The sequence below is a fragment of the Bdellovibrio sp. ZAP7 genome, assembly GCF_006874645.1.
Taxonomy (GTDB): domain Bacteria; phylum Bdellovibrionota; class Bdellovibrionia; order Bdellovibrionales; family Bdellovibrionaceae; genus Bdellovibrio.
Window position 1 is genome coordinate 3882617 of sequence record NZ_CP030082.1, and the last position, 19279, is coordinate 3901895.

At 42.9% G+C, this 19279-nt stretch carries 16 protein-coding genes and 1 other RNA gene; 6 read left to right on the plus strand and 11 right to left on the minus strand.

The features are described from left to right. The first annotated feature begins 28 nt into the window (after positions 1-28). Positions 29-286, plus strand: a complete 258-nt coding sequence (locus tag DOM22_RS18645; protein ID WP_142701821.1) for a PepSY domain-containing protein — start codon at positions 29-31, stop codon at positions 284-286. An 11-nt stretch (positions 287-297) separates the two neighbouring features. Further along, entirely contained in the window at positions 298-999 is a 702-nt protein-coding gene (locus DOM22_RS18650; RefSeq protein ID WP_142701822.1) for a VIT family protein, read from the plus strand. 31 nt (positions 1000-1030) lie between these two features. Here DOM22_RS18650 and DOM22_RS18655 read toward each other — a convergent pair whose 3' ends face one another. Beyond that, positions 1031-1684 (minus strand): TetR/AcrR family transcriptional regulator, encoded by a 654-nt coding sequence (locus tag DOM22_RS18655; protein WP_142701823.1) that lies wholly within the window; start codon positions 1682-1684, stop codon positions 1031-1033. 107 nt (positions 1685-1791) lie between these two features. On the opposite strand from DOM22_RS18655, the gene DOM22_RS18660 reads away from it, so the two are divergent. Continuing rightward, a complete protein-coding gene (locus DOM22_RS18660; RefSeq protein WP_142701824.1) occupies positions 1792-2544 on the plus strand; it encodes an SDR family oxidoreductase in 753 nt (250 codons plus the stop codon). An 86-nt stretch (positions 2545-2630) separates the two neighbouring features. Here DOM22_RS18660 and DOM22_RS18665 read toward each other — a convergent pair whose 3' ends face one another. Genes DOM22_RS18665 through DOM22_RS18675 form a run of 3 tightly spaced genes read right to left on the minus strand, consistent with a single transcriptional unit; the run spans position 2631 to position 5062 of the window. Beyond that, the gene (locus DOM22_RS18665; RefSeq protein WP_142701825.1) at positions 2631-3632 is read right to left on the minus strand and encodes an NADP-dependent oxidoreductase; all 1002 of its coding nucleotides are present in this window, start codon (positions 3630-3632) and stop codon (positions 2631-2633) included. A gap of 21 nt (positions 3633-3653) precedes the next feature. Beyond that, positions 3654-4460, minus strand: coding sequence for an oxidoreductase (locus tag DOM22_RS18670; protein ID WP_142701826.1), 807 nt, complete (start codon positions 4458-4460; stop codon positions 3654-3656). A 26-nt stretch (positions 4461-4486) separates the two neighbouring features. Next, a complete protein-coding gene (locus DOM22_RS18675; protein WP_142701827.1) occupies positions 4487-5062 on the minus strand; it encodes a TetR/AcrR family transcriptional regulator in 576 nt (191 codons plus the stop codon). A gap of 475 nt (positions 5063-5537) precedes the next feature. Here DOM22_RS18675 and DOM22_RS18680 point away from each other — a divergent pair, with 475 nt between their 5' ends. Further along, on the plus strand, positions 5538-6878 hold the full coding sequence (locus DOM22_RS18680; protein ID WP_142701828.1) for an alpha/beta hydrolase fold domain-containing protein: 1341 nt from the start codon (positions 5538-5540) through the stop codon (positions 6876-6878). Positions 6879-7037: 159 nt separating this feature from the next. On the opposite strand, the gene DOM22_RS18685 is transcribed toward DOM22_RS18680, so the two are convergent. Continuing rightward, positions 7038-7925 (minus strand): 3'-5' exonuclease, encoded by an 888-nt coding sequence (locus DOM22_RS18685; RefSeq protein WP_142701829.1) that lies wholly within the window; start codon positions 7923-7925, stop codon positions 7038-7040. Between the two features lie 48 nt (positions 7926-7973). Here DOM22_RS18685 and DOM22_RS18690 point away from each other — a divergent pair, with 48 nt between their 5' ends. Continuing rightward, positions 7974-11501, plus strand: a complete 3528-nt coding sequence (locus DOM22_RS18690) for a carbon-nitrogen hydrolase family protein (protein WP_142701830.1) — start codon at positions 7974-7976, stop codon at positions 11499-11501. A gap of 167 nt (positions 11502-11668) precedes the next feature. Here the strand turns inward: DOM22_RS18690 and DOM22_RS18695 are convergent, their stop codons facing one another. From DOM22_RS18695 to DOM22_RS18715, 5 genes are all read right to left on the minus strand, one after another. Then, positions 11669-12715, minus strand: a complete 1047-nt coding sequence (locus DOM22_RS18695) for a hypothetical protein (RefSeq protein ID WP_210415650.1) — start codon at positions 12713-12715, stop codon at positions 11669-11671. A 249-nt stretch (positions 12716-12964) separates the two neighbouring features. Further along, positions 12965-13310: a transfer-messenger RNA gene (gene ssrA / locus DOM22_RS18700) on the minus strand. A gap of 438 nt (positions 13311-13748) precedes the next feature. Next, positions 13749-14966 (minus strand): TIGR02147 family protein, encoded by a 1218-nt coding sequence (locus DOM22_RS18705; RefSeq protein WP_142701832.1) that lies wholly within the window; start codon positions 14964-14966, stop codon positions 13749-13751. Positions 14967-15122: 156 nt separating this feature from the next. Beyond that, on the minus strand, positions 15123-16169 hold the full coding sequence (locus DOM22_RS18710; protein ID WP_142701833.1) for a hypothetical protein: 1047 nt from the start codon (positions 16167-16169) through the stop codon (positions 15123-15125). Positions 16170-16388: 219 nt separating this feature from the next. Continuing rightward, complete coding sequence (locus DOM22_RS18715; RefSeq protein ID WP_142701834.1) at positions 16389-17678, minus strand: hypothetical protein; 1290 nt, start codon at positions 17676-17678, stop codon at positions 16389-16391. Between the two features lie 209 nt (positions 17679-17887). Here DOM22_RS18715 and DOM22_RS18720 point away from each other — a divergent pair, with 209 nt between their 5' ends. After that, the gene (locus tag DOM22_RS18720; protein ID WP_246845756.1) at positions 17888-18505 is read left to right on the plus strand and encodes a phosphatase PAP2 family protein; all 618 of its coding nucleotides are present in this window, start codon (positions 17888-17890) and stop codon (positions 18503-18505) included. Here DOM22_RS18720 and DOM22_RS18725 read toward each other — a convergent pair. After that, a complete protein-coding gene (locus DOM22_RS18725; RefSeq protein WP_142701836.1) occupies positions 18502-19260 on the minus strand; it encodes a M48 family metallopeptidase in 759 nt (252 codons plus the stop codon). The two genes, DOM22_RS18720 and DOM22_RS18725, sit on opposite strands and share 4 nt — an antisense overlap. Positions 19261-19279 lie beyond the last annotated feature (19 nt).

Below are 19279 nucleotides of genomic sequence, written 5' to 3' on the forward strand. Positions count from 1 at the left end.
TAAGTGAAAATTAGAAAAGGAGTCTTTTGTGAAAAAAATCATTTTGCTTGCCGTGCTTTCCCTTTTATCTACCTCAGCATTTGCGAAAAAAAATTGTACTGATGAGCCTAAAGATAAATGGATGTCAGAGGCGGACTTCAAGAAAAAAGTGGAGAGTGAAGGCTATAAGATTTCGAAATTTAAACAACCGGGAACCTGTTATGAAATTTATGGCACTGACAAAGACGGAAAGAAAGTTGAGATTTATTTCAACCCTGTTGATGGATCCATCACCAAACAAAAATAAATCTGCGTTTAATGAAAGCATCCCAAATTACGGCGGAATCCCACCGCTCTGAAAATATCAGCTGGCTGCGAGCAGCGGTCTTAGGCGCCAATGATGGAATAGTATCGACGGCCAGCCTAATCGTTGGCGTCGCAGCGGCGAACTCTTCACATCAAAGTATTCTGATCACCGGAATTGCAGGCTTAGTTGCTGGTGCAATGTCTATGGCCGCGGGAGAATATGTCTCTGTAAGCTCTCAGGCCGATACTGAAACTGCCGATCTAAGCAGAGAAAAGGCCGAGCTCTCTTCAAACATCGAATTTGAACGAGCCGAACTTGCTCAAATATACGTGGGACGCGGGCTTGATCAGGAACTGGCATCAAAGGTTGCGGAGCAGTTAATGGCTCATGATGCCCTAGGTGCACACGCTCGAGACGAACTCGGAATCACGGAAACATTAAGCGCCCGCCCGATTCAAGCAGCTCTAGCATCGGCGGCGGCATTTACTGTGGGTGCAGCTTTGCCCTTGTTGATGGTTTTAATTTCAACACCTGAAAATCTAATATTGATAGTTTCACTCGCCTCCCTAGCGTTTTTGATAACCCTAGGTTCAGTGGCTGCTAGCGTAGGAGGAGCGAATATTTGGAAAGGCGCGTGGAGAGTAGGATTCTGGGGAGCCGCAGCCATGGGACTTACCGCTGGTATTGGTCATCTGTTCGGGACCGTTGTGTAACTATTCAGTACTTCGATAAATTTGAAATTGCCTACGCTTTTAGCGCAGGCAAAATAATCTGTTCTAATATTTTACCATAATCGGATTTCGTGAACATCGTTCTTTGGAAGTTCGTTTTATAGGCGGTCATGGCTTCTATGATCTCGCAGGCAAGATCGATGTTTGCCTTTTTTGAAAGCTCACCACGGGCAATCGCCCTTTGCATTAAGGTGCGATTCACGTTCGTCCACGGAGAGAAAATTCCTGACATGGCCTCATCGGCGATTTTTTGATGCTCAGAAAAAAAAGAACCCAGGCCTGAAAGAATGCGGATTTTTCTGTGACCGTGTTCCGATGAATACGGCTTCAACACCGCTAGCAAATCCTCTTTCAAATTTCCTGAATCAGGCAAATGGTCGATATCGACGGAACTTTTGCTCATGAAGATCAAAGCGTCACGGACAAGCTCTGGCTTTGAGGGCCAACGACGATAAAGCGTCGCCTTACCTGACTTCGCACGGGCAGCCACCATGTCCATCGTCATACTATCGAAACCTTTTTCAGCAAGAATATCGAGTGTCGATTCCAGGATGGTCTCGTCAAGATTGGGATCGCGTTTGCGGCCCAACACTGTCGCGCCCTTTTTTGTGGCTTTCTTGACGACAGTCTTCTTTTTTGATGTTTCTAACTTATTGTTTTTACTCATATTATCACCATATTCGAAACTTAATAGTTCCGGAACTTGAAAGTCTCGTAATTATGTGTTTTAATCTAAATGTGTTCAGCATTTAAATCCTACAAGGAGTATAGCATATGAAAACAGTATTAATCACGGGTTGCTCGTCCGGTTTCGGCCTTGAAACATCAAAATATTTCCTCGAGCGCGGTTGGAAAGTTATCGCCACAATGCGCACACCGCGTGAAGGCATTCTTCCACGCTCGGAAAATCTACGCATTCTTGCTTTGGATGTCAGCAAAGATGACAGCATTCGTAAAGCCATCGCAGAAGCGGGGCCCATTGATGCGCTCGTTAATAATGCGGGCATCGGTATGCTAAGTCCATTGGAAGGAACATCCATGGAATCTATTCGTGAAGTTTTCGAAACCAACACCCTCGGCACTATCGCCATGACACAAGCAGTTCTTCCCCAATTTCGCGAACGTAAGGGCGGCGTGATCGTAAATGTCACTTCGACAGTGACATTGAAATCACTTCCGTTGCTTGCGGTCTATACGGCAAGTAAAGCTGCAATCAATGCCTTCACCGAATCCGTTGCGATTGAACTTGCTCCGTTTAACGTGCGTGCACGTTTGGTATTACCTGGCCTTGCACCACAAACAAGTTTTGCAGCAAATGCGAAGGAGCGCATGGCCACCGGCCCTGCTGCTTACAATGATTTGGTTCAACAAGTTATGGCAGGCTTTACAAACTTCTCAGGTCCGATCACTCACGCAAACGACGTCGCAGAACAAATCTGGAAAGCCGTGACAGAGCCTTCCGCGCCTATGCGTAATCCCGCTGGTGAAGACGCTGTGATGTTAGCGAAAGAGGTGAAATTTATCTAACTCCCCGGCTATTGAGTGACTACGTCGCCACTCCAGACTGGTGTGGCGCGCATGAAAACTTGAGTTATAACTCAAGCGATCCGTCACTAGTCCGCTTTATGATCAATAACAACCTTTCCTACAGCTCGTCCGGATTCTACATAGGACATAGCTTCGGGAATCTGGCGAAACGAAAACTTTCTATCAATTATAGGTTTTATAATTCCACCCTCAATCAACTCAGCCAATTTTCCAAGTTGATGACCATCTGCACGCATGAACAAAAATGAATACTGAATGTTCTTTAATGCTGTTGCCTTTCGAACCTTCCTACTCAAGAACCACACGACTGCAGTCAATGGAAAACCTAATTTCTTTGCGAATCGAGAATCTGGGGGACCAGAAATAGATACTAATTTGCCGCCAGAGCGAATGATGCGCACAGATTTTTCTAAATTTTGTGAATCTTGACTGTGAAGAACAAGGTCGTAGTTGCTTAGAATTTTATCGAATTCTTGTGTCTTATAATCAATGACTTCATCGGCTCCTAAAGACTTCACAAACTCAAAATTCTTTGAACTTGTTGTCGTTGCGACATATGCACCCAAATGCTTCGCAAGCTGGATAGCAATAGAACCTACACCTCCGGAGCCAGCTTGAATAAATACTTTCTGACCTGGTCTAAGTTGCCCAATCTCTACCAAAGCTTGCCATGCGGTTAAGCCGACAAGAGGAACAGAAGCAGCTTCGTTCATACTTATATTCTTTGGCTTCAAGGCAAGATCATCTTCGCGAACAGCAATAGATTCAGCAAAAGTCCCTTGGTGATAGTCTCTGACTCTTGAAAAGACTTCGTCACCGACCTTAAACTTTGTAACCTTAGAACCCACTTGCCTCACGACTCCAGCAAGATCGTGCCCCAGAATAAATGAAGGCTTATATTTTAATATGAGCTTAAACTCGCCGTCCCTAATTTTTGAGTCGAGGAGATTGATAGCGCTACTGTAAATCTCTACAAGAACTTGCTTCTCACCAACAGTCGGAGAAGGAACCTCTGAAAGAGCTAACTTTTCATTTTTTTTATACTGATTAACTGTGTAAGCCTTCATAGATGGTCCTTGTGAGATAAATTACTCAACCTGAAATGTTTTTCTTAGGATCGAATCGAAAACTTTCTCGGGCAAAAAGCGTCTCATGCTGGCCATTTGAAAAGCAGCCGAACCTGCAGTGTAACGAACATGGGGATTCAAATCCGTTGCGGCCTTAAGGATAACAGCAGAAACAATCTCGGCTGAGTCACCACCTGACTCCATCGCTTTTTTGCTAAAATCGATAACTTTTTTTCGTACTTCTACATAGTCTTGAATTTCCCGGTCAACTGGTAGGTTGTTTTGGTCAAAACTCGTTTTTGTAAATGCTGGCTCAATTAAAATAGAACGGATATTAAATCGTCTTAATTCATGATCTAAGGATTCTGAATACCCTTCGATGGCATGTTTACTTGCTGAATAAAGTGCGGAAAGAGGCGCCGGAACACGGCCCAGGATGGAACTTAAATTAATAATTCTTCCTGACTTCTGCTGACGCATGTGAGGCAAACAAGCCTGGATCATTCTGACACTTCCAAAGAAATTCGTATCAAAAATTGCTTTCGCTTGGGAGATTGATGACTCCTCAGCTCCGCCAAGAATCCCTACTCCCGCGTTATTAACAAGCAGATCAATTCGACCACTTCTTTGTATAACATCAGCAACGAGGTTTTCGACAGACAGATCATCACAAACATCTAGTTTTAATAACTCAATTTTTTTGGAAGCTTGCGAAGGTTTTCTGCTAGTCCCATAAACTTTATAACCAGCTTCCACCAGTCGATTGGCTGTTGATTCTCCAATTCCAGATGAAGCTCCAGTAACAATCGCAACTTTAGTTGTACTCATGATAACCTCCTAAAGGTCCATTCTATTTATTTTGTACTTACAATTTTCAACGCAGACTCAATTCCACACTTGAGAATAAGATTCGAAGTCTCAACATCTGGTATCACTCGGGAAAGCTGAAGAGTTCCAACGAGCTGGGCATATAATGAAATTGCTCGCTCTTTGGAATCATAAGCGCTCGAAGGAGCTATTTTGGAAGATAAAAGCTGCACCATCGATTCAAAATGCCTGTCAAAAACTTTCCGTGTGGCTTTAGGATGGCGAGCGATCTCAGCTGTTAAAGCAGAGGCGATGCAAGCTTCTCCACAGTTGTCCCGTCTTTTGGGTGACAGATAATCTTTGATCACATCTTCGATGGAAAAACCCTTATCGAAGGCTTCTTTAAAAGCTTCAATCTGGGTTTTGAAGGTGTCGTCTAAAACTTCACAAACTAAATCTTCCTTTGATTTAAAATGAGCGTAAAAAGCACCATTCGTTAAACCCGCACTTTCCATGAGACCAGAGAGACCCACGGACTCGATCCCCCCTTTACGAAATTCTCGAGAAGCGACGTTAAGAATATGCTGCTTCGTTTTTTCTTTATGGCCTTTTTCATATCTCATAAAACACCCTAGGAAGTTATAGTATTATGATCATAATACCATAACTAAGCTTAATCAACTCTAGTTTTTTAGAGATGATTTATGGCAAAGATTTCAGATAGTTATGACGTCGAGCCACGAGCGGATAACATTCTTCCTCATCTGATATACGGGAGTGGCCATCTATCGCAAAAGTCGTTCAACAAGAGACTCTCGGCAGGAATACTCCAACCGAGAAAATGGAGTACTGGTGAGAAGTTGAACGAACTATTAGATTAAAGACGAAATTCGATAATTCGAATTCGAAACCGATGCTTACTGCGGGCGCGAGCTCACGACATGAACAAATGTTCTGCAGTCTCCCCTGCAAGCTGCATCTGAGCTCAAACCTACGGTGCGAATTCGTGGCGAGGTGTTTGCAATGTCTACCCAAGTCGAGTGATGGAGATGCGATTCGAAGTGAGACATCGCCACACAGATTATTTTGGGGGTCAGTATGAAGCTTTTTCTTAAACTGAGCTTGTTGATGGGCGGGTTGGTGACATCAGTGGCGGCGCAGGCCTACGTCGCCGAGACAGATGTCGAATACGACTATATCAATGGAACGAGCCTTAAGATGGATGTCTATCGTCCCTCTAATCCCGGGACGGCTCTGCGACCGGCGCTGCTTTTCTTTCACGGTGGTTGCTATAACAGCGGCAGCAAAGCCAGTATCAATGGCGTTGTGAAGGGCCTTGCTGATGAAGGGTTCACAGTTTTCAGTATCGGCTACCGATTGACACCCGTTGCGAAGTACCCGGCGGGCGTCACCGACGTTAAACAGGCATTGCGATTCATTCGCAAGAATTCGGCGCGCTTTCAGGTTGATCCCAACAAGATCGTCACTCACGGCGAGTCCGCGGGTTCCTACCTCGCTGCCGTCTTAGGTGTTGAAGCCTCAGAGGACAGAAAAGGTAATGTTGATAAATACTCGGGACGAGTTCAACTCGTAGTGGATTGGTTTGGTCGCACCGATTTCACCCTGACACAAACCACTGGAACCGATTGCGCTGTGGATTGGATCGGTCAGCCGCGCAACGACAAAACTATGCCGATTTTTAAAGACGCGTCGATAAAGAATCACGTCGATGAGAATTCGGCAGCCTTCTATATCATTCACGGCACGCACGACACTCAGGTCGACCCGATTCACTCGACGAGCCTCGCCAACACTCTTTGGAATAGAAAGCGTGATGCCGAGCTTGTGCTTTACGAAGGACAAGGCCACGGCTTCTCGCGAACTATTCCGTGGGCTCTGTCACGCGCTCGCATCCTTAAACAATTCGGAATCCCTGATCGCTTAGCCATAAAGAAAGTCGACGGCGCGCCATCATACGCGATCAATTCAGGCCAACTGGATAAAACCAATACGTCTAACTTCACACCCGACAAGTACTTCGTTGGTGGGTCGGCGTATGACTACGGAAACGTGAGCACAGAAGGCACGTCGCTGCAGGCACTCTATACCGACTCCCGCTATGGCTGGAATTTCAGCTATAAATTGCCAATGGTAAACGGAGTCTACCGCGTCGGTCTTTTCTTTGCCGAAAACTCAACGGCCTTCAGCGCGAAGGGTTCGCGGGTGTTTGATGTTTCAATGAGCTTCCCGAATGGTTCATCCACCATCTCGGTGCCAGTACTTCCAAAATTCGATGCGATTGCCCTTGGAGGAAAAAACACGGTGATCCGTCGCTACGTGCATGTCATCACCGCAACTCCGAATCTCAAACTCGACTTCCAGGGACGAGTCAACAACGCCTTCATCAACGCATTCTCGGTTGATCAAATTGGGTACTGAGGAGCAAGGCTAAGGTCGCGGAACCTAATTGGGTTCTGCGACCTCTTATTTTGGAGCTACCTATCTGTTCTGAATTGGGTGCTTTTAACTCCCAATTCTCGTAGAAACGACTTTCAAGAAAAATTGATAAACACCATTCCCGACAGTCATCTAAAAAAACTACGACGAATAATTCAAAATAGATTTGAAATTATGTGTGAGTGGAATGTCCTTGATCGAAAAATTTACTGTTATTGGTAAGTTAATACTTGCTAAGAGGTCTTTCGCCAATTCCTTCGGCACTATTTTGAACCAAATTTTCTCTCTAGGATTCCATCTAAATCCCGACTTCTTAAATAAGTGCCTCTCTTCGAATGTGGCATTTTCTATGGAAATCATGGATTTGGGTTGATGGGAATTAATTAATAATTCATTAAAATAAGTACGACCACCCAGATCCTTAAAGGTAAGCAGATGGATTAGAGAGTCTACATCCGTCCTAGCCCGATGAGACTGATTAAAAAAACCATGATATATGCATAGCAAATTTAGCTTAGCAGAATCGTAACCTTTTTTTATCCAGTCAATATTCTGCATGGAGCATCCCCAGACAACATCTAAATCTTTATGAGAACGCTCCAAAAATGCTCTGTCAAAACTTGCGTTATGTGAAATAATCATTTGGGAGTTTTCAATATACTTATCGAAATCATTCCAATCTATTTTATTTCCCGCCAATACCTGATCCGAAAGACCGGTTACGATCTGAATATTCTGAGAAACAGGTACTCCTGGATCATTTAAAGAAGAAAACACCTCTTCCGAAATGGCCATGACCTCACCAGTATGGATATCGAAAATAATATTACGAGCACAAAGCTCTATAATTCTATCTTCGACCTGATTTAAACCTGTGGTCTCAACATCTAGAACCGTAGCGATCCTCGTTGAAAGCGACGGACTCAATGTAGAGAAATTCTTGAGAGGCACAGTAAATCCAGCTAGTGCTTCCAACACTACCTTTGTCTGTGCCTCATTCATTCCAATCCATTTAAAACGACCAGTCATGAAAAATAAACTACCTTATATTTGTTTACAGTTTGTAATATTTCAAACATGGATCTATTTGATAGTAGCAGCAAACGCCTAACCGAACAGCAGAAACTTTGGATTTTCTCAAAAATTCGCGAGTTCTTTAAGACAGATCTCTATCTTTCCCATATTGAAAAAGACTTTCTTCTATCGCCTCTGGCGACCGCACTATACAAGTCAAATACAGCAGCGGAACTAATTGCGTTGCTAAGCGACCATGATAATTCCACTGGAATTTCAATAATTCGAAAGATTAAAGGAGGAGGAGCTTTAACCTATGACTACCCAGCTCTATCCTTCCAAGTCCAATGCTTAATGTACCTATGGCCAAAAGTTGATGACCTTTACAGAGAGGGTCTTTATGCTAAAACGAAGGCTCTTCGGCATAACTTCGGACATAAGCCAAATCTCTCCTACAATCCCGCTGACTTAGTCGGCGCGTCCGGAGATATTCATATTAATAGTTTTTTAAAAGAACCATTTCAAGATCAATACAATGGCTTTCAACAAGAAGTAATAACAAGTGCTACTAACATTGTTCAGAAAGGTGCAACCGCATTACTAATTCAATCTGATATCGAATCGTTCTTTCACAAACTCAGTTTGAAAGACTTAAGATATTTTTTAAAAGACATATTAAAAATTGATATCTACGACCCTTATCTTAGGACACTTCAGGAAAAATTTGGATTTCAATCTCTTCCGATCGGTTGGATTTTTAGCGGCTTCATCGCAGATATGTTTCTAGAAGGATTACAAAGAGAATTTCAAATCAGGATTCAAAAAGATTTTCAGGTAGATCTGAAAAAAAACTTAAGAAAATACCTCAATCAAAATGTTCCTTCGGGTCGCGCCACGGACGAGCTCGAAGAAAAAATTAGAAACTCTTTGCAAAATTCTAAAATTAAATTTTCAGAAAGCTTCAATTACGTCGACGATGTGATCTTCGTTCTTAAATACATAAACTTCGATGAAGAGAAGGATGATTTCTATTTAGAAGCATTTCACTCCGTAGTTGGGTCTTCAATTTTAAGTTGTGCCAATAAAATTATTAATGACTACTACGGATTTTTAGGCAGCTTGAGATTATACACCTTAGAAGAACATAAAGCCAAAATTATGTTTTTCGATAAGTCCAACATTTCTGCGCTGAAAACAAATTTTCAAAAAATGATCGCAAGAGGTACATACTCAAAAGAAGAGCCTAATTTATGGGCCAAACTGGATGATTTCCTATTACCCATGGACAATGACCTCTCTATTAGTGAAAGAAATCAGTTCTTTGCTCATATCAATAACATTAAAAAGCTCCTTATAGAAGGTGATCGAATCACCACTGACGACAGAAATGACGTCTTTCAAAAAATTATTCTGAAACTAGAAAAGGATGGTGCCCGGTATATTTATTCGGTTTTCAGTTTAATTGAAGCATTTATGACTTCAGATCCCGAGGGGCGAGATTACTACCTCGAACGCATCACCGTGATAGTTCATCTCTTCATCGGAAGAGAATATCCACTAGATATATGGTTAAAGCTATTTAAGGGTTACTTCTTCCTATATTCACGTCATGGCTATCCGACAGACATAAAATTCTTTCAACACTTCACAACGTTCTATCTAAATAGAAAATCTTTTATAGATCGCACACATATTATTGCCGATGATCTCGATCTCCTGGAGGCCGTGCACGCGACGTACCTGTTAAAAACAAGGATAGCCTTAGGATCTAAGGTTGATCGTCGCGAAGAAATTGATTCCAAGCAGGGGTACGGCAAACTATCGAGATACTTTGAATACATACAAAAGAATAAATATGATTTGAGTCGACACGAGCTTATTCATTCTTTTGACGTATATTCATTCTCTCATATTGTAAAAAAATTGGCCAAAACCAGCGAACAATGGAATCTGAAATACTACCGAATCGTTATACGAAATATAAGAAATCGCCTAGGCCCTCAAGAGGCGGACTTTTTCTTTCGACTTACAATTTTTGAAGTCTCACCTCATTCCACTGAAAAGGAAGTTGATGAATTCGTCACCTATTTAAGAAAAGGTGAGTTTCTAAAGAAGTCACTAATTGAAGACTTCCGAAAGCTAAATCGCTATGCCGATTCAATAAATAAAAAAATGGGCAACTCGTATATATCTCGTCTAAAATATTTTAAGTCACAGCTTGAAAACGAGAGTATTGAATTCATACCAAATCTACTCGGCAGCTCAAGTTGGGACAATCCAAAAGCCGTCGCATTCTTATTGTCGTGCATTGACCAGAACCATTCAATTGACGTAAAACGGCGTTTTATTTTCACCTTATCTACCTATTTTTCATCACGACTCATCGATTATATGGTGATGCCAAAAAGTAATAAAAGATCCGGCTTATTCGTAATAAAAGCACTGGCACTAATGAGCAAATGGAACGTAAGAGATGATGGACAATACATTGACGAGGTAAAACTAAAAAGACAACTCTATCGAATTTTATCAAAGGAGCTCAACTTTTACGGAAGAGCTGGACAACTTAATCGCTTCAGGAGCGAAGGAGTTATAAATATTGATTTTGATTCGATCCTTAAAGAGTTTTCTCACGGATTGCCCGCTGAAGCCAAAAATAGCATCACTGTTACTGTCGCTCCAATAAATTACGAATGGCATTCTACCTTTGACGACGTCAATGGCATGAGATTTAAGACCGACAAATCAGTACAAGAACAACTGGACTACAAAATTCAGGCGGCGATTTCAGAGGCGCGAAAACAAAAAGCCAACTTTATTATAATACCGGAGCTAACCTTACCGCGGAAATATTTAGATCAATATTTGAGACAATGTGCAGATGCCGATGTCATTTTGATAGCTGGACTAGAGTATGAACATTTTCGCAATAATAGAATGATCAATTCGACTATCATTTCCTTTCCCATAGATAGAAAGAAAAACCCTCTTACCAAGAACTATCTTGCTTTCGAGCAAATTAAGCATTTTCCAGCAGCAAAGGAAAAGTCCAGTTTGGTTGACAACGGATTTTCGTATTACCCGGGAAAGAATCTTTTCCTATTTTCGTCTGAGACGATTAGCAACTTTGCGGTTTTAACTTGTTCTGATTTTCTATCACTTCGCCTTAGACTAAAGCTGCAGGAACGCATTCAGTTGCTATTTGTGCCTGCGCAGAATCCCGATGGCACTAGTTATGATCATATCGCTGAATCATCAATTCGAGACCTCCATTGTTACACAGTGATTTGCAACAATCAGACTCTCGGGGGGAGCTTTATTTATGGACCGATGTATGAACGAAGAGATCGTATTTCATTAAAGGTTGAAGGTAAGATTATTCCGGAATTTGCTACGGTTTCTATTTTCCCTCAAGTTCTTATCAGCTCTCAGAATAGCGACAGCCAGATTCCATTTCGAAAAAGTGATCACAAGAAGATCAAAGGTAAAAAATTTGAAAATATCCAATTGCACGATCTAAAACAAACACCGCCAGACTGGGGATATCCCAAAGAACGTCAGAAAAGATCGAAAGTTCTCCCGAAAAAATAGACTGAGAAATACTCAATGAAAAACAAAGAATCTCCCAAGAGGAGGTTCTTTGTTTTGTCGAAAATTGGTGGAGGAGCTATCAATTAGAAATAACCGCTCTCATTAAATGTACAGGAATGCTGATCAAAGACTGACTTGAATAGCTTGGTTTAAGACCAATTACGAAACTAAAGATTAAATCGTAATCCATTTAATAGGTACTCTTCCTCAAATATCCTAAGCTCCCTAGTATCCCTAGAGCACTTAAAATCCACAAATCCAAGAAACAGCTGATTTCCGTTTCCTTCATAAAAATGAAGTAAGTACTTACCGCCCTCAAATTTAATTCTTAGACTACTTGAAGGCGTATTTTTCATTTCCTTAAAGATAGAGATCTCTCGTTTTTTTCGATCTAACTCTAGAATTTTATTTAGGTCTTCCCGAGTATAAGTTTCTTTTTCTAGACCCAAAAGACGCGCATTTCGCGCACTTTCATCTATTTTAACTTCCAAATCTCTCGGCAGACTCTTTATTTTGGACTCAAGATCTTTAAAGCCCATATCATCGCCAGTAAATAATTGAGCCATAAAATCCAAATACTTTATATAAAAAATAGCTGATTTCTCGTGGACTCTATATGTGCATATCGGCTCTGACTGTTTTCCATTCGAATTAACTTTCCGACCTTTCAATTCTCTATTCGACAGATTTTCTGCATAGGCGTTCATAGTTCTTGTAAGACGTTGATTTACACTCAATAAAAAAGAATGATGTATCGATGAAAAGAAACCGTTAGCCAAATAGACATAGACAAATACAAAAACGAAAAATACTAGCTTATTCGGTTTCCATAGAAAATCAGAACACCTCTCAAACCAACTCCGAAATTTACCAGGCGCCAAGACAGCACTAACACGACTTGAAAAGGCAATCAGAGCCCATATTATAAAAATCGCAGCGACAGCGATCCAGTACTTCTGAAATACATAACGTACGTCTATAAAACTATCTCGAAATTTAAATAACTCTTTAAAAAGCTTGGTCGGACCACTATAGTTCCAAACAATTTTTTCATATGCTTCGCCGGATTCAAATCTCAAAAAAAATGAAATCCAATATGCTAAATCATTTAGCGCTTTAGACAAAAGAAAATATACAGCAATCAGGTAGATTGGGCGTCTAAGAGGGACATATAAATAAAGGTGTTTAAAATAGTTTGTAATAGTGCCCACCATCTATCCTTTAAGATGATCTTTGTCAAAACCCACTCCTGGATTTCGAAAATTGGTGGAGGCGACAGGAATGGGCTCGGGCGTCTTTGCCCTCGCAGCTTCGCCCTGACTTCGTCACCGCAAAAATACGATCCTGACATTCTTGCGAACCCACGTCTGCCAGAGTTCTGGCACTTGAGAGATCAACTCCAACAGACTTCATACATTTGGAAACTAAAAAACCAACCCGTGGGTTGGCTTTCTAGTTTTAAATGGTGGAGGCGGGGGGAATTGAACCCCCGTCCGCAAGTGATCCGCGATAAGGCGCTACATACTTAGTCAGTGTTTTAGATTGGTCCTCGGGCTTCCACAGACAAAATCCCTAAGACCTCTCCCCCAGTAAATTTAAGCGAGTCTGCTGGAGAAAACCCAACACGCCGAGGTCCCTAAATGACGATCAATCCAAGAGCGGAACCACCTCAAGGTTGATCGTGCAGATTAATTAAGCTGCAAGTGCGTAATCGTTGCCAATTACAAAATGGACGTTTTTATCGAGGTCCTCATCCGCCCCGGTATGCTCCTTATGTTTCAGCACCCACGTCGAAGCCAGTACGCCCCCAATGTGTGATTAACATAACTCGTTCAGTGTAACACAGATTTTCGCTCTACTTCACAAGCAAAACGAAGGACCAAAGTTCCACAAAACGATCGGACATAGTGTCTGCGCGAGATATAGAAAACAACACCCAATTCACCACGTCATCGCTGTGTTTTTAAGCAATTTATGTTACACGAGATTAACAATACGCTAACGTAAGCATGACAATTCACCTGGTAAAAGGTCCTGTTATCCACCATTTATAGGGGTCTTCCACAGACTTATCCACATAGTTGCTGAAAAAATGGTGATTTTTCGATTCGAAATTTAAGATTCTTAAATTTTCGCGAAATGGATTCGCATTTTCTGACATGCTTGGAAACTGGGCAAATCCACGCAAAAAGGGACAAAAAAGGGGGGCATAAAGCCCCCCGTTCGATTCAATATTTGATTCAAATTTTAGCGGAAAAGTTCCGCCGCTGATGCTGCCGCTGAAGCCAAAGAACTTACATTCGAAGGTGCTTTGTTCGCATCAGGTTTAGCAGGTGCTGCCGCCGCTGGAACTACAGGAGCAACAATCGGTGGAGCTTGAACCTTCGCTGTCGTTGCAGCCACCGCTGCCTCAGATGCCTGCGCAAGAACCGCTTCCGCTTTCGCCACCGCCTCTGCCGACGGAGCCGCAGCTTCCATCACAGATTCAGCCAAGTGCACGTCCAAAGCGCTTTGAACAATGTGTGAATGCGCGTGAGTATTAACACCAACGCCATTCACCGCATTCGTGACCGGGAACAATTGAATGTTTAATTGGTACACTCTTTCGCCTTTTGATTTCATACGAGCGATCGAGTTGTCTTTGTTCAAACCTTTTCTCATCTGACGAAGTTTGAATTTGATTTCTTCAAACTCTGATTTCGTCAACGACATCGTCAGCGTTCCGAATTCGCGGTCTGTCGGTTGATCTTGATAAATAGATTCAAGACCCAAGTACATCAATTGCGATTGCAGCTTACGAACCAACGCCACTGGAATGTCTTCAGGGGACTCAGTCAGGGAGCGAGCTTTTTTGATCTCGCCCGTTTTTTCGTCGCGACGAAGTTCACCAGATGCGATCAAGGCTGCCAAAGAGTTTTCGATTTCATCTTCAGAAGCTTTGCCACGAAGAAGTGCTTTCAATGAAGCTGTGTCGAATGAAACACCTTCTTGATCCACCATCGCGTAAACGATCCAGGCAACCCAGTTCGGAACTTTTTCGAAGGACTTACGATCGATCTCCCCTGTTTTAAGTTTCACACCTACACGGTGCTCAGACATTTTTTTCAGGAAGATATTACGATCTGCAGGATCTGTTGCTTGAGTGAAGTTCACCAGCAAACGGAACTCTTCAGTTTGTTCCTTATTAAAGCCCAACGCTTTACCAAATTTACCGATCATGTCTTCGGAAAGGTTGCGCTTTCCTTCGATGATCATTTTCAAATAATTTGGTGATTTGATATTCGCTGCTGCCGAGAAAACTGCGTAGTTATATTGGCGCAAAGAGCCCTTTGAAGCTTTGCGTTTGTACTGATAATAGTCCGCTAAATATTCGCGGTAGTTCATGTAATCAGACAATACTGGCGGAACCAGCGAAGTTGTTGAAATTTCTTTGCCTTTGCCGAACTCAGGTTGATTGTGTTGCATAGAAATCGCTCCTTTGCGCCTAAATAGTTGAACGCAGTTGGAGCTTCAAAACAAGGGGATTCCATTTATCTCACCCGATGTTTTCGCGCGGCATAAAAAAGGGGCTTTCCTTTTTAGGAAAACCCCTTGATAGAGAACAAATTTTTCCGAAACCAATTAACGCGGGCGCGGTCTTGGTGGAGGTGGTGGTTGTGGACCATCACATTTTTCAAGCCACAAAGTGACATTGCGAATATCCAACTGCCCCTGACTGTAGAAAACCAAACTTTCAGCGTTCTGACCAATCACCGCGTTATGTGGATTGATTGTATAGCTTTGATTCCAAGGACCTACTTGTACACGTTGTGTTTGGAACACGCCGTTGATTGAGAAATCCAAGAAGGAAACATTCTGCAAAGAGTTCGCTTCAAATTGCACCGCTACCAAACGATAACCGCGATATTGTTGCCAGTTAAAGTATGGATTCAAATCCAAGCGATCGTTTCCGATCATGCGACGATTGATTCCCAAATTTACTGGGAAACCTTGGCCGGGCTGTTGCGGCCCCCCGTTGCCTGGGCAACTGATGTTAACAGCGATGGTTGCGATATCTGACATCCCACGAACTTCAACTTCCATCAGACGAACACCATTTCCAATCACAGCTGGGAAACGAGGAACGAAGCTAACGAAACGTTGTGGAGAATTCACCCATTGATCAACTTGACCATTAATGATGAAACCCATTTGCGTGCGGATATCAGATCCCAAAACTTGCACATCAACCGAAGTCACTGTGCAACCTGCGTAACGTTGATTCACTCCCGCAAGAGCAAACAAATTAAAGCGTTCATTGAACACGCGACGTTGGATGTAGATTACTTTTTGCTCTGAACCGTAACCACCGTTACCTCCATTGCCTGGATATGGTTGACCAGGATATTGCGGAGGTTGCACTGGAGTCGTCGCTGGTGGACGCTCTGGCGCAGGACGCGGAGGAAGTGGACGTGGCGCTGGTTTTGGGCGCGGGCCTTGTTGAGGAGGCTGCCCTGGGCGATTCGGCTCGCCTGGATAAGGAAGATCGTCATCTGGAAGAGGAAGTGGTTTATCGTAGCCACCATTTCTTGGGCCTTGATGTTGTCTTTGTTGCGCTTCAACGACTTGTGGTCCAACCATCATCGTCATAGAAATCGCCAAGAATAAAATCTGCTGTTGTAGAGCCATTTCGTCCCCCTTTGGATCAATTAGAATCTGCGAGAAGGCTATAAAGCAAGCGTTATACCAATTTATTCGGTGTCACTAAGCTCCCAAAATGCTCACTGGTGTTGTGTTTCACATGTCGATAAGTGTCCGGCAGGCGGATTGGGCATAAAAAAAGGGCCACAGCTTGGAGTCTGTGGCCCTTGGGCAAACAAAGGGGGATCCTTTATTTGTATTTTGGGTTTATTCAACTGATGGCAAATCGTCGCTGCCACCATCTTCGTAACCGCCACCAGGGTTTTGGTTACCGTTGTCGTTACCTTGATCTTGTTGATCTTGGTAATCGTTCAAATCGATCACGGGTTTAGATCTTCTCATGAAAGTGATCGCGAATACGTCTTGTTTGTAAGTGCCGTATTTTCTCATTTTAAATACCAAACGGATTTGGCCTAAACCGTTGTTCGCAGTCAAACGAGCCTCACCAATCATGTTTTGGTAAGTCAAGTTAGCTTGTCTGCCGATATCGTCATCTTCATTTGGATCTTTCGCCAAACGCTTCAAAGTCACGTTTGTAGAGTTACCAGATTGCGGAGAAACCAACGGACCCGAGAATGCCAACATTTGGTTTTCAAAAGTTTTAAGTACAACTGTGAAACCTGCGCGACCGTTAACAACTTCCCATGAACTCATTTTGGAAGATTGAACGCGGTTCGTGCCTGATTTCTTTTCGAATGTGTTAACAGCCATGTCTTTGATGAAATCGTATTCTGGATTGCCAGAACCTGGAGACATCTTAAAGAAAAGATCTGCATTCGATTGACGGAATACGATGTCAATGTGACTTGCAGAACCTGACCAACCCAATTCTACTTTTACCAAAGTAGTTTCGCATTTGCCGTCAAGGTCCAAGCACTGAAGAGTCCCGCGAATTGGCATTGAACCCGTTGTTTTAGTTCCATTGCCAGTACGAGCAGAACGAAGTCTTACGATTTCGTTACCGTCTTCAAAAGCAGAATCGCCAACCAAGTTATATACGCGAGCGAAACCGTTTTCTTGAATATTCAAAGTAACAACCGAAAGACCAGAGATGCTTTCGAATTTCAATTTAGCTTCAGTAACAGAAGCAGAAAGACCCAATTGATCGCGTTTCAAACCACGCAATACATCCAAAGTGTCATCTGGCGAAGAAGAAGTATAAAGAAGACCTTCTTGAGAAACACCACCGGTCAAACGTTTACCATAGGCATTGCTATCAACGTTTGCTGGGTTATTGTTTCCGTATTGCTTACCCATGATCACGCCATCTTTATTGATTTCGTAGTCAGGACCTGAAGATTGAGCATTCGTTTTGCCCACAGGTGCAGAAGGATTAACATTTGTGCCGGCGCCACCAAGATCTGGAAGATCTTCGACCTGGCCCGTAGATTCAGTTTGTGTTGGCGGTGGACCGCCCACTGTTTTGTCTTTGTTGCAGGCAGTAAGGCCTAGCGTTGCGAGCAAAGCCGCAGTAATCAGAGTATGTTTGTGCAACATTGAAAACCTCCAAGTTTTTTCAGTCACGAGTTTTGATAGGACCAGCAATAGCAAGGCCCAGGCCAAGTTTTGTCACTCCTCTATGGGCTTGTATTGCAATAGACACGTATCCTATGATGGGTTTGAGAAGGAATTACATGCCTGTTTATAATTTAAGCTCCCTGATGAATGATTCGAGGCTATTACGACACCACCTCCTAAAGGTGACTGTGGGAGGCCTGATTTTAGCGGCAGCCGCTGCATTCTTATTCGATCAAAAGCTTGCTGTGCTGTTTGGGACTCCCTGGGCGCATCAATTCTGGAGACCGCTTGCTCGTGAAGTTACGAATATTGGTCTTTCAGAGCACTACTTTATCATCGCTATTGGCTCGTGGATTATTTGTGCTTTTATCGCTCCAAGAATCGAAAGGCTTAAAAAGTACTCAGCCAAGATCGATTATCTGCGCCGCTGGGGTTTGAACTTGTTGGTAGCTCTTCTGGTTTCTGGTGCACTCACTCACATTATTAAATTCTGCGTGGGCCGACAACGTCCTCATAAAAGTCCGACTGGTGATCCGTTTGTATTTGATCACTTTACTACTCACTGGCACTGGCATTCATTTTCTTCTGGTCATTCGCAAGTCATGTTCACGGCAGCGGTTTTGTTCACTCTGGCATTTCCCAAGGGCAAATGGTTGTGGTTAACGATCGCAGTTCTGGCTTGCGCGACTCGCATTATGATTCAAGACCACTTCTTAAGTGACACAATCTTTGGAGCTTGTGTGGGTTACATGGGATCTTTGCTGGCCCTTAAATGGATGCGCAAAAGTAAGAACGCGATCGTTTAAGAACGATCGGATAAAAAGTCTGTCAGGTTTTGTGAAGACTTTAGTGTCTTCACAATTCTTGGATAATCCGGAATGAACTCTTCCACTACTCCCCAGAATTTTGCGGAGTGATCCATGTGTTTTAAATGGGCAAGCTCATGCACCACCACATAGTCCATCACTTCTTCACTGAATACGATCAAACGCCAATTTAGATTTAGGACTTTTCTGGAGGAGCAACTCCCCCAACGAGTTTTCTGCTCGCGGAATTTTAACTGCGACGGATAAAGCTTCATGATGTTCGCCCAGTGATTCACCTTCTGGGACAAAAGCTTGATCGCTTCACGCTTATAGAACGCTCGGAATTCCGCAATGGCTTTGGGATGATGCTCAAGCGAGGTGTTCGCTTCCCACTGGGCTTTCGGAATATGTAAGAACAATTGCTCATCACTGACCGAAACAAAAGACTTCTTACCCAGAGTGATCACGACTTTAAGTTCACGCTCTACACCTAGGAACGGAAACCTTTCCCCGGCTTTGATGGTTTTCCTAGGATAAAGCTCGGCCATGGCCTCGAACTTGATAAAATTCTTTTCAATCCATTCGCGCTTTGCGGCCAGGAAATCGAGTACGGTCTTTTGCGAGGTGATTTTGTTAGTCACCACTTTGATGGGACGATTGGGATAGAGATAAATCGATAAAGACCTGCGAAAAGGCTTACGGTGAAGCTCCACCGCCCAGTTAGCAAAATCAAAAAGTTCAATCGACCCACTCATAGGAAAGGAGAATGACTTA